Below are 11,625 nucleotides of genomic sequence, written 5' to 3'. Positions count from 1 at the left end.
TACGTTATAGGTATCTTGTGTTGCAGACGCCGCGCCGGCTTGTGGCTGCGCGGCGGGTCTTAATCGTACAGTCCTGGCAGTCCCAGTATACGACTCAATTCTTCCAGTGCGGTGTGCACTTCGATCGCCAGTTGCGGGTCCGCCAGGTCGGCCGGCTCCAGGCGGTCGCGGTAATGTTTTTCCACCCACGCCACCAGCGTATGGTACAGCGTCTCGGTCATCACCACGCCCTGGTGCATGGCCGCCGCCTCGGCATCGGTGAGCGCCACGCGCAGGCGCAGGCACGCGGGGCCGCCGCCGTTGCGCATCGATTGGCGCAGGTCGAAGTGAATCAGTTCATCGATCACACTGCCGCTGGCCACCAGACCTTCCAGATACGACGCCACGGAGGCGACTTCCTGGCATTCGTGCGGTATCACCAGCGCCATCTTGCCATCGGCCTTGCTCAGCAACTGGCTGTTGAACAGATAGCTGGCCACGGCATCCGCCACCGGCACACGCGCCGTATCGACGCGGATCGCATTCAGGTCCGCGCCCACGCCGGCGAGTGCGCGGCGCAGCTGATCGAGCGCGCCTGCTTCGTCGGCGAATGCCTGCTCGTGGTAGAACAGGGCATTGGCGTTACCTACCGCGATCACGTCGTTATGGAACACGCCTTGATCGATGACGTCGGGATTTTGTTGGATGTACATGGTGCGCTCGGCCGACAGGCCGTGCAGGCGGGCCACCGCCTGCGAGGCTTCCAGCGTCTGGCGTGCCGGGTATTTTTTCGGCGCGGTGGCGGCGGCGTCAAACTCGGTGCGGCCGTACACGAACATTTCGACGCCGGCGCTGCCGTGGTCCTTGCACAAACGTGTGTGGTTGGCCGCGCCCTCGTCGCCAAAGGCCGGCGTCCCAGGCAGCGCGTCGTGCACGGCGAAGTGCTTCTCGTCCTTGAAGATGGCGCGCAGCGCGCGCGTCGACTGCTCGTGCTCAAACGCGCGGTGCAGCTTGTTGTTCAGGTTGGCGGAGGTGAAGTGCAGGCGGCCATCGGCGCTGTCCGCCGACGGGCTGACGGTGGCCGCGTTGGCGGTCCACATCGGCGAGGCCGAATAGGCGCACGCCAGGATCACCGGCGATTCCTTGGCGGCCTTGGCCAGCACCTCGGCATCGCTGCCGGTGAAGCCGACGCTGCGCAGCAGGCGGAAGTTGGGACGGTCCTGCGGGGGCAGCAACGCCTGGCCGAAACCACGCGCGGCCAGCGCGCGCATCTTGGCCAGGCCTTGCAGCGCGGCCAGCTTGGGGTTGGATGCGCTCTTGACGTTGCTGAACGAGGCCACGTTACCGAACGACAGGCCGGCGTAATTGTGCGATGGGCCGACCAGACCGTCGAAGTTGAATTCGCGTGCGGACATTGCAGCTACCTTTTAGAAGTTCATGCCCGGCGAGAGTTTCGCGGGCATTTCAAGGACAGGGTTTTCAATCGACGCCACCGGATAGGCGCAATAGTCCGCCGCGTAGTAGGCGCTCGGACGATGGTTGCCCGACTGACCCACGCCGCCGAACGGCGCACTGCTGGCGGCGCCGGTGGTCGGACGGTTCCAGTTGACGATGCCGGCGCGGGCGCGCACCTGGAAGATCTTCCACAGCTTCTCGTCGTTGGAAATCAGCGCGGCGGCCAGGCCGAACGCGGTGTTGTTGGCGGCGTCGATGGCGCTGTCGAAGTCCGCCACGCGAATGATTTGCAGCAGGGGGCCGAACCACTCTTCGTCAGGAATGCCCTTGGCGTCGGTGACGTCGACAATGCCTGCCGAGACGAAGCCGGTGTTGGCGTCCAGGTGTTTCATCTCCAGCAGCAGCTTGCCGCCGCGCGCGACCATGTCGGCCTGCGCCTGCACCAGGCGTTTGGCGACAGCGGCCGACACCACGGGGCCCATGAACGGCGCCGGTTCGGCGTCGGATGGGCCGATGGTCAGGCGGCTGGCCACGTCGATCAGGCGCGCAACGATGGCGTCGCCGGCCGCGCCGGTCGGCAGGATCAGGCGACGCGCGCAGGTGCAGCGCTGGCCGGCCGAGATGAAGGCCGACGAAATCGCCATGAACACGGCGGCGTCGACTTCCTTGGCGTCCCAGATGACGAGCGGGTTGTTGCCGCCCATTTCCAGCGCCAGCATCTTGCCCGGTTGCCCGCCGAATTGTTTATGCAGCGCGGTGCCGGTCTGGCAGCTGCCGGTGAACAGCACGCCGTCCAGCAGCTTGCTCTGGCCCAGCGCGATGCCGGTGTCGCGGCCACCGTTGACCAGATTGAGCACGCCGTATGGCAGGCCGACTTTCTCCCACAGCTGCACGGTCTTGATGGCGGTGCGCGGCGCGTATTCGCTGGGCTTGAACACCAGGGTGTTCCCGGCGATCAGCGCGGGCACGATATGGCCGTTCGGCAGGTGGCCGGGGAAGTTGTAAGGACCGAACACGCCAAACACGCCGTGCGGACGGTGGCGCAGCACGGCTTCGCCATCGGCCACCTTGTTGTGGGTTTCGCCGGTGCGCGCATCGTAGGCCTGCACCGAGATGTCGATCTTGTTGGCCATGGTGGTGACTTCGGTGCGCGCTTCCCACAGCGGCTTGCCGACTTCTTCGGAGATCAGCAGCGCCAGCTCCTCGGCGTCCTGCTTGAGCAGGTCGCGGAAGCGGGTGCAGACGGCGATGCGCTGCTCCAGCGGCGTCAATGCCCACGCGTCAAACGCGGCGCGGGCGGCGGTGGTGGCCTGTGCCACGTCCTGCGCGGTGGACTCGTTGCTGCTCCAGGTTTGCTTGCCGGTGGCCGGGTTGATGGTGACCAGTTCCGCGCCGCTGCCGTGCAGCCATTCGCCGTTGATGAAGTTACTGATGTTTGCCACTGAATTAGCCATTGTTCTTCCTCGGATTGAGAGTCAGGGTGCGCACGGTGTCGCCGGTGTGGCAGCGCAGGAGCTTTTGCTCCGCCTCCGGCAAGGCGATGGCGCCGTTGACCGGCACCGCCTGCGACAGGATCATGCGGAAATCTTTCATGTTGGTGTTAGAGACCAGCATGGGCTCGGCCGCCGCGCTCTCCGGCGCGCAGGCGGAATCCCAGTCGGTGGTCAAGCCGATTTCGGCCAGCGCGCTGTCGCGCAGCGCGCGCAGCTCGGACACGCGGGCCTGCAGCACCGGGCCGGCGTCGAAGATGTCGACGTAGCCCTCGAAGTACATGCCCTCCTGCTCCAGCAGGCGGCGTGCCGGCGCGGTGGAGGTGTGCACCTTGCCGATCACCTCCTGCGCGTCCTGCGGCAGGTAGTCCACGTACAACGGCTGGCGCGGCATCAGCTCGGCGATGAAGGACTTCTTGCCGACCGCTGTCAGCGCGTCGACGTGGTCGAAATCCATCTTGAAGAAGTGGCGGCCCAGCCCTTCGTAGAACGGCGAACGCCCGCTCTCCTCCTGGTAGCCGCGCATCTCCGCGATCAGCTTTTCGGTGAACAGGTGCGGGAACTGGGCGATGAACAGGAAGCGGCTCTTGGACAGCAGCTTGCCGTTGTTGCCGCTGCGGTAGTCCGGATGCAGGAACAGCGAGCACAGTTCGGTGCTGCCGGTCAGGTCGTTCGACAGGTACAGCGTGTCCATGCGGGTGAACACATTCAGCTCGCGGCTGGAGTGCACCAGGGTGCCGATGCGGTAGTTGTAGAACGGCTCGGTCAGGCCCACCGAGCCCTTGATGGCGCACACGCCGGCCAGGCGGCCGGTGTCGGTGTCCTCCATCACGAACATGTAGTCGCGCTGCTCGGGCGGGATGGTCTCGGCGAACGAGGCCACGGCGATGTTGAGGCGGTCGCCCATCATCTTCATGTCCGGCTTGAGCGTGGTCATGCCGCTGCCCACCTGGGTGGCCATGACGTACAGGGCGTCGAGGTCTGTGGCTTGGATTGCGCGTACAACTAGCATAGGTGTTCTCGTTTTTATATTCTGACGCAGATGACGGTGTCGCCTTCGGCGACCTTGAGCGCTTCCTGCACCTCTGCGGACAGCGCCACGCTGAGTTGAGAATCCAGCGCCGGGCAATGCGTGATCACGGCGCGGAAGTTGTGCTCCGAGCCGGACGACACGGCGTAGCGCAGCTGCGGCTCGCGGCCGCGGTCCGGTTGCTCCACCGAGGTGGCGACGCGGCGTTGCAGCGCGCCGGTGAAGGTGCGCAGCGAATTCTTGTGCGCCTGCAGGATCGGGCCGCCGTCGAAGATGTCGATGTAGTCGTCGGCCTCGAAGCCTTCGGCGGTCAGCAGGTTGAACGCCAGTTCGCCCGAGGGATGGATCTGGCCCATGGCCGCCTGGGCGTCGCCCGGCAGCAGTGGCACGTAGACCGGATAGTGTGGCATCAGCTCGACGATCAGGGTGCGGTTGCGGGCGCCGCCGATGGTGCGTTCGGCGTCGAGGAAATCCATCTTGAAGAATTTGCGGCCCAGCGCGTCCCAGAACGGCGAGCCGCCCTCGCTGTCGGTGACGCCGGCCAGCGGCACGAAGAAGCGGTCCGAGAAGCGGTGCGGCGCCAGCACGGCGAACATCAGGCGCGCGCGCGACAGCAGCGCCGCCTCCGGCGTGCCGTGTTCGCGCTCGCCGACGTAGAACGACGACAGCTGCGAGTAGCCGGTCAGCTCGGAGCACAGCGTCAGCGCGTGCACGCTGTGGCTGATGTTGAGGTCACGCGAGACCTGCTGGATCACGTCGTTGCGGAAGGAGAAGTAGGTGCCGTTGGAGCCGGCCGCCGCGAACATGGCGGCGGTGCCGACGATGGATTTGGTCTCGGGCGACTCCAGCACCAGCAGGTAGCCCTCCTCGCTCGGGATGTCGACGTGCGCGGCGAACGAGGCGATCGACAGCTCCACCATGGTGCGGATTTTCTCGCGCGTCTTGGGCAGGGTATGCACTCCGGGCATGGGCACCGCGGCCAGCGCTTCCAGGGCTGCGATATCCGCAAGTTCGACCGGACGGACTACATACATGGGAACTCCTTCATTGAGTGAACCTTAAAACGTCATTCCGGCGAAGGCCGGAATCCATGCTGAGTGTCCGGCTTCGAACATCGTGTATGGATTCCGGCTTTCGCCGGAATGACGTGATGGTGGTACTTAAGCCGCTTTCAGCAGGCCGTCCAGCGACAGGCGCAGGATGCGGTCGGCTTCGGCGATCTGCTCGTCGGAGACGATCAGCGCCGGCGCCAGGCGCACCACGTCCATGCCGGCGATCAGCACCATCATGCCGTTGGCCTCGGCGGCCTTCTGGATATCCTTGGAACGGCCGGTCCACCCGTCCGCCACCACCAGGCCCAGCAGCAGACCGGCGCCGCGCACTTCGCGGAACACCTGCGGATAGTCGGCGATCAGCTTTTCCATGGTCGAGCGCAGCTTGGCGCCGGCTTCCTTCACGCGCGCCAGGAAGGCTGGCTGGTTGATGGTGTTGAGCACGGTCAGCGCCACGGTGGCGGCCATCGGGTTGCCGCCATAGGTGGTGCCGTGCGAACCGACGCTCAAGGTGGCGGCCAGCTCGTGGGTGGTCAGCATGGCGGCCACCGGGAAGCCGTTGCCCAGCGCCTTGGCCGAGGTCAGGATGTCCGGGGTGATGCCGTAGCTCATGTAGTGGAACAGCTCGCCGGTGCGGCCCATGCCCGACTGCACTTCGTCAAAGATCAGCAGGGCGCCGGTCTTGGTGCACAGGTCGCGCAGCTCCTGCAGGAAGGCCTTGTTGCCCGGCACCACGCCACCCTCGCCTTGCAGCGGCTCGACGATCACGGCGCAGGTGTCGTCGTCGATGGCGGCGCGCGCCGATTCGATGTCGTTGTAGATGATGTGGTTGATCATCGGCGGCAGCGGCTCGAAGCCCTCGGTGTATTTCGACTGGCCGCCGACCGACACGGTGAACAGGGTGCGGCCGTGGAACGACTGGTAGCACGAGATGATGCGCGATTTGTGCGGGCCGAACTTGGCGTGCGCGTGCTTGCGCGCCAGCTTCAGCGCCGCCTCGTTGGCCTCGGCGCCGGAGTTGCAGAAGAACGCGCGGTCGGCGAAGGTGGCCTCGGTCAGCGCCAGGCCCAGGCGCAGCACCGGCTCATTGGTGTAGCCGTTGCCGAGGTGCCACAGGGTGTTGGCCTGGCGGGTCAGCGCCTCCACCACCACGGGGTGGCAGTGGCCCAGCGCGGCGACCGCGATGCCGGAGGTGAAGTCCAGGTAGTGTTTGCCGGACTGGTCCCACAGGTCCAGCCCCGCGCCTCGGACCGGAACCATCGCCGCCGGTGCGTAAGTCGGCACCAGTACCTCGTCGAACGTCTGACGGGTCACAGGACGGTTGAGGGCGGTCGTATCTACATTGGCATTCATGGCATTCCCTATCAAGATGTGGGTCATGCGCGGCACAGCGCCGCGTGGACTCATTGTAAAAGCCGGGATGCTAAAGTTCTTTTCAAATGGCGACAAGAATTTTTACTTTTGGCCGCAAAGTAAACTTATCATGACTGCAATTTGCGCTGGCGCTCCTCGCGCGGGGTGTTGCCGAACAGGGCGCCGAAGGCGGTCGAGAAGTGCGAGCCGGACGAGAAGCCGCACATCAGCCCCACCTGCACGATCGAGTGATTGGTCTCAAGCAACAGCTGGCGCGCGCGTTGCAGGCGCAGCTCCAGGTAGTAGCGCGACGGCAGGCTGCCCAAGTATTGCTTGAACAGGCGCTCCAGCTGGCGGCGCGACAGGCCCACCAAATTGGCGATGTCGTCGGTGGAGAGCGGCTCCTCGATATTGGTCTCCATCAGCGTGACCGCCTCCGACAGGCGCGGCTGCAGGGCGCCAAAGCGCGCCTGCAGGGCCACGCGCTGACGCTCCTCGGGGCCGCGCACGCGCTCCACGCACAGGCTTTCCTTGACCGACGCCTGCACGCTGGCGCCGAACAGGTGCTCGATCAGGGTCAGCGCGAAGTCGATCGAGGCGGCGCCGCCGCAGCAGCTCAGGTGGCGCCCGTCCAGCTCGAACAGGTGGGGCGTGAGGATGGCGCGCTCGGTGATGTCCTCGGTGTCGGCGTACAGCGCCCACGGCAGGGCGATGCGCACGCCCGCCATCAGGCCGGCCTCGGCCAGCCACAGCACGCCGGCGCCGACGCCGCCCCAATAATCGGCCGAGCGGCAACGCTCGATCACGGCGCGCGCCTGCTCGGGCGGCAAGGGCGCCTGCCGCTCGTCGGCCACCAGCAGCGCGATGTGCCAGTTCGGCTGGGCCAGCACCACCTGGGCCGGCGTCATGGTTTCCAGTTGCAGCAGCTCGCGGCCCAGGGCGGCGGCGGCCAGGCGCAGCGGCTGCGCCAGTCCGGCCCAGGTGATGGCGTCCGCCTCGCCGGCGTTGACCAGCAACAGGCGCAAGGGCCGCTGCGGGGCGAGGCTGGAAAGGGTATCGAAGGACATCTGGACTACTCCGGCGCCAGGACCGTCGCGGGACGCTCGGTGCTCCATTGGCTCGCTATCATACCGGAGATCAACAGCGCCGCGCCGAGCAAGCCGTTCCAGGCCAGCGTCTCGCCCAGCCAGAAATAGGCGAAGATGGCGGCACAGCCCGGCTCGAACGCGTAGATCACGGCCGCCTCGTTGGCGCTGCTATGGCTCTGGCCCCAGGTTTGCAGCGAGATGATGGCGGCGGTCGCGATCACGCCCAAATAGATCAGGTTGACGCTGTACATCTCCAGCCCCTTGCGGATGTAGGCGATATAGTCCGGCAAGTCCCGCGCGCGCTCGGCCAGTCCCAGCGGCACCTCGGTGAGCAGCAGCCAGACGGCCGCGCACACCGCCACGGTGACAATTTGCGACGCCGTCAGCGCCATCAGCTTGTCCACCTTGCGCGTGAACGACTCCATCAGCTTGACGTAGATGCCGAAGAACAGCGCGCACAGCAGCGCCAGCGTGTCGCCGCGGCCCCAGCTGAAACCGCCTTCCCAGCACAGCGCGAACAGGCCCGCGACCGACAGCAGCAACGCGCCGGCGATGCGGCGCTCGAGCCGCGCGCCCAGCGCCACGCCGATCAGCGGCGGCACCAGCACGTTCAGGCCGCAGATGAAGGCGTTGCGGTTGGAGCTGGTCAGCGCCAGCCCCTCGATCTGGAACACGTAGCACAGGAACAACACCACGCCGGCCAGGATGCCCCAGCGCAGGTCGCGCCAGCGCACGCCCCACAGGAAGGGCAGCAGCAGCGCGCCGGCCAGCGCGAAGCGGCACAGCACGATCCAGCTGGCCGACAGGTAGCCGGTCATATTCTTCATCGCGGGGAAGGTCGTGCCCCAGACCAGGGTGACTAGCAGCAAAGCGGCTATGCCGCGCAGATGTACAGGCATCATTGTTCTTTTGATTGGCGTGCGCATAGTGTAACCGCCGGAAAGCCCGGTGCGAAGCGGCTATAATCACGTCCCATGGGTGAACGATTCTTGAAAAGCATACGGCTGCTGGCCGAATGCATGCAGGGCTACGAACGGCTCTCCGGCGAGTACGTGCGCCGGAGCGGTTTGACGCATGCGCAATTCGACATCATCGCCACGCTGGGCAACACCCCCGGCATGTCCTATAAGGAACTGGGCGACAAGACCTTGATCACCAAGGGCACCCTCACCGGGGTGATCGAGCGGCTCGAGCAAAAAGGGCTGGTGGAACGTCAGCGCAACGATTGCGACAAGCGTTCCTTCTTTGTGAAGCTGACCGAGGACGGCGAGCGGACCTTCCGCACCGTGTTCCCGGAAGTGATCTCGCAAAGCGGCAAAGTGTTCGCCCATTACACCGACGACGACTTCGCGCAGCTTGAAAAAACCCTGTCCGCGCTTAAAACTGTCATCATGGCCGGCCAGACTGGAACGCCGTCCACCCATGACTGCGATTAAAACACCAAGGAAACAGATTTGAAAACCTCTCTGCTGGAAGGCAAAAAGCCTGCCAAATTCGACAAACACATCATCGGCAACCTGCTGCTGGACGTGGCGCCGGCCGACGAAGTGCGCCAGGAGGCGCTGATCGTCGGCGTGCGCAACGAGGACGGTGAAATCTACCGCCTGATCGGCGCGAGCACCCACAACAGCTTCATGAACGCGGTGGAGGAACTGTTCGACCTCGACCTGGTCGACGAGCTGCAGGACACCGACGAGCCGGTGGAAGGCTGCGACGCGATCTTCAGCGAGCAGTAAGCGCCCACTCACAAGGCGCTGTTGGGTGAAATCCACGCCGCAAAAAGTATTTTCAGAAAAAGTGCCGCATGGCAATATTTTGAGTATAATTTTTGAGCATGGACAGACTCGACGCCTTCAGGACTATCGCTGCTCAGGCGAGCCGGGGAGAACTCACGTTCCCGGCCAACGTCAACGCCTCGCTGCGCCTGCAGCAGGCGCTCAATGACCCCGACTGTCATGTGGAAGCGGCCGCCAGGCTGATCCAGGCCGATCCGTTGCTGGCCGCGCGCAGCGTGGCGATCGCCAACTCGGTGGCCTACAACCGTTCCGGAACCGAAATCTCCAGCGTGCGCGCGGCCGTGCAGCGGCTCGGCATCCGCACGCTGCAATCGCTGGTGGCGGCGGTGATCGTGCGCCAGATCGGCAGCCAGGTGACCGAGCCGTCGCTGGCGGCGAAAATCAACCAGTTGTGGGAACACACCGCCCACGTGGCGGCGCTGGCGCAGGTGATCGCGCGCCGCGTGACCCACGTCGATCCCGACACCGCGCTGTTCGCCGGCATCATGCACGAGGTGGCTGGCTTCTACATGCTGGCCAGCGCCGGCGACTATCCCGAAGTGATGCAGGGCGAGCCGGAGGACTGGGTCGAGCACGGCGAGCTGGAGATTGGCCGCGGCGTGATGATCCATCTGGGCGTGCCGGACGGCGTGTTCAAGGCGATCGAGTCGATGTGGGTAGGCTTGCGCGCGCTGCCGCCGGAAACGCTGGGCGACACCCTGCTGCTGGCCAACGATCTGGCGCCGGTGCATTCGCCGCTGCACCAGCGGCCCGGCGCCACCACCCTGCAGGGCGCCCGCACCATCGACTTCGTGGTGGGCGAAGGCACGCTGCACGCCATCATGACCGAGTCCGCCGATGAGGTGCAGTCGCTGTACGCGGTGCTGATGCTGTAAAAAAAAGCCCGCTGGGCAGCGGGCAAAGTCCAAAACTAGGGATCTCCTCCAGAGGAGACGAGTCCAGAATACCCCGCCCCGCCCTTCCGTTCTGTGCGTTACTTCACATAAGCATGGTATTTATGCAATCACCAGGCGGGCATGGTCTGTTTCCACGCGTCCAGCTCGGAGACCCGGGCCAGCCAGGCCATCAGCTTGGGGTAGTGCGTGACCGGCAGCTTGGCTTGCTCGATATAGGTCAGCGGCGCCGCGATGGCGAAGTCGGCCAGCGTGAGCCGCTCGCCGACGATCCAGTCGCGGCCGGCCAGGTGCTGCTCCAGCACGGCAGCGAACTGCGCCACCAGCCGGCTGGCGCGGTCGATCTCCGCCGGGTCCGCGCCGCCATTGCCGATCAGGCCTTTCCAGATGTTCTCGTAGACGATCACGCCCAGCGCCGGCGCGAAGTGCTGGGCCGACCACAGCATCCAGCGGTTGATGTCGGCCCGCGCGATGATGTTATCGGGATACAGGGTTTGCCCGTGAGTACGGTCCGCCAGGTACTGCATGATGGCGCACGATTCCCACAGCGTGAAGTCGCCGTCCTGCAACACCGGCACCTTGTTGTTGGGATTGAGCGCGACCAGCCGGCGGCGGTCTTCCTCGCTCATGAGATTGACTTCGGTCAGTTCCAGCGGCGTGCCCATATGGATGGCGGCCAGCATGACACGGCGCGAGCAAGTGGAGGCGGGATGGTAGTAGAGTCGCATTTGGTATCTCCGGTGGGTTGATGTCTCCATCGTAGAACCGGGCTGCGACAGTTTTTGTCAGGAGTCTTCGCGCAGGTTGTGTTCCTGGCGCCAGGTCTTCAGCAGGTCGTGGCGGCGCGCCGGGTAGCGCTGCCGCAGCGATTCCACCGCGGCGATGCGGTCGATGCGGAAATGACGGAACGCCATGCGCATCTCGCACCACGCGGCCAGCAGGCGCTTGCCTTCGAAGTACGCCAGCGCGAATGGCCATACGACGCGGTCGGAGGGCGCGCCGTGCTCGTCGCGGTAGGACATGCGCAGGCGATGCTGATAGCGGATGGCTTCGCGCACGGGGCGCACATGGATGTCGCTGGCGTCCTGCTGGTCCTGGCCGATCGGCACCCACAGGCTGGTTTCGGCCATGTCGTCGCGCAGGTCCTTGGGCGTGGCGGCGGCGATCTTGGCCAGCGCGTTGCTGGCCGCCGCCGCCAGCGCCTCGTCGCCCTGCCGGCGCACCCAGCGCGCGCCCAGCACCAGCGCCTCCAGCTCGTCGGGGCCAAACATCAGGGGAGGCAGGAAGAAGCCGGCCTTGAGCATGTAGCCGACCCCGGCCTCCCCCTCCAGCGGCGCGCCCAGCCCGGCCAGGGTCTGGATGTCGCGATAGATGGTGCGTTCGGAAACGCCCAACTGCTCCGCCAACCGCGCGGCGGTGACGGGGCGGCGGTAGCCGCGCATGGCGTCCATCAACATGAAAAGGCGGCCGGTTCGGCTCATGGTGCGGG

12 protein-coding genes are annotated in these 11,625 nt (G+C 65.6%); 3 read left to right on the top strand and 9 right to left on the bottom strand.

Features of this window, described 5'->3' with window-relative positions; all coding sequences use genetic code 11:
* Positions 1-59: 59 nt before the first annotated feature.
* From astB to FHW83_RS26925, 7 genes are all read right to left on the bottom strand, one after another.
* Complete coding sequence (gene astB, locus FHW83_RS26955; protein WP_176649453.1) at positions 60-1,394, bottom strand: N-succinylarginine dihydrolase; 1,335 nt, start codon at positions 1,392-1,394, stop codon at positions 60-62.
* Between the two features lie 12 nt (positions 1,395-1,406).
* Positions 1,407-2,888 (bottom strand): succinylglutamate-semialdehyde dehydrogenase, encoded by a 1,482-nt coding sequence (gene astD / locus FHW83_RS26950; RefSeq protein ID WP_176649452.1) that lies wholly within the window; start codon positions 2,886-2,888, stop codon positions 1,407-1,409.
* On the bottom strand, positions 2,881-3,936 hold the full coding sequence (gene astA, locus FHW83_RS26945; RefSeq protein ID WP_176649451.1) for an arginine N-succinyltransferase: 1,056 nt from the start codon (positions 3,934-3,936) through the stop codon (positions 2,881-2,883). The genes astD and astA overlap by 8 nt, the downstream gene beginning before the upstream one ends.
* Positions 3,937-3,950: 14 nt before the next feature.
* Positions 3,951-4,988 (bottom strand): arginine N-succinyltransferase, encoded by a 1,038-nt coding sequence (locus FHW83_RS26940; RefSeq protein WP_176649450.1) that lies wholly within the window; start codon positions 4,986-4,988, stop codon positions 3,951-3,953.
* Between the two features lie 126 nt (positions 4,989-5,114).
* Complete coding sequence (locus FHW83_RS26935) at positions 5,115-6,359, bottom strand: acetylornithine/succinyldiaminopimelate transaminase (protein WP_176649449.1); 1,245 nt, start codon at positions 6,357-6,359, stop codon at positions 5,115-5,117.
* Positions 6,360-6,487: 128 nt separating this feature from the next.
* Positions 6,488-7,426, bottom strand: coding sequence for a GlxA family transcriptional regulator (locus FHW83_RS26930; protein ID WP_176649448.1), 939 nt, complete (start codon positions 7,424-7,426; stop codon positions 6,488-6,490).
* Positions 7,427-7,431: 5 nt separating this feature from the next.
* On the bottom strand, positions 7,432-8,349 hold the full coding sequence (locus tag FHW83_RS26925; protein ID WP_229224380.1) for a DMT family transporter: 918 nt from the start codon (positions 8,347-8,349) through the stop codon (positions 7,432-7,434).
* Positions 8,350-8,421: 72 nt separating this feature from the next.
* Here FHW83_RS26925 and FHW83_RS26920 point away from each other — a divergent pair, with 72 nt between their 5' ends.
* From FHW83_RS26920 to FHW83_RS26910, 3 genes are all read left to right on the top strand, one after another.
* Positions 8,422-8,883, top strand: a complete 462-nt coding sequence (locus FHW83_RS26920) for a MarR family winged helix-turn-helix transcriptional regulator (protein ID WP_176649447.1) — start codon at positions 8,422-8,424, stop codon at positions 8,881-8,883.
* An 18-nt stretch (positions 8,884-8,901) separates the two neighbouring features.
* Entirely contained in the window at positions 8,902-9,183 is a 282-nt protein-coding gene (locus FHW83_RS26915; RefSeq protein ID WP_176649446.1) for a hypothetical protein, read from the top strand.
* A gap of 98 nt (positions 9,184-9,281) precedes the next feature.
* Complete coding sequence (locus tag FHW83_RS26910) at positions 9,282-10,118, top strand: HDOD domain-containing protein (RefSeq protein WP_176649445.1); 837 nt, start codon at positions 9,282-9,284, stop codon at positions 10,116-10,118.
* A 128-nt stretch (positions 10,119-10,246) separates the two neighbouring features.
* Here FHW83_RS26910 and FHW83_RS26905 read toward each other — a convergent pair whose 3' ends face one another.
* Positions 10,247-10,864, bottom strand: a complete 618-nt coding sequence (locus FHW83_RS26905; RefSeq protein ID WP_176649444.1) for a glutathione S-transferase family protein — start codon at positions 10,862-10,864, stop codon at positions 10,247-10,249.
* Positions 10,865-10,921: 57 nt separating this feature from the next.
* A complete protein-coding gene (locus FHW83_RS26900) occupies positions 10,922-11,617 on the bottom strand; it encodes a YafY family protein (RefSeq protein WP_176649443.1) in 696 nt (231 codons plus the stop codon).
* Positions 11,618-11,625: the final 8 nt, after the last annotated feature.

Origin of the sequence: Duganella sp. SG902 (assembly GCF_013376005.1) — a bacterium.
Taxonomy (GTDB): Bacteria; Pseudomonadota; Gammaproteobacteria; order Burkholderiales; family Burkholderiaceae_D; genus Rugamonas.
This window is presented reverse-complemented; position numbering and strand designations above follow the sequence as displayed.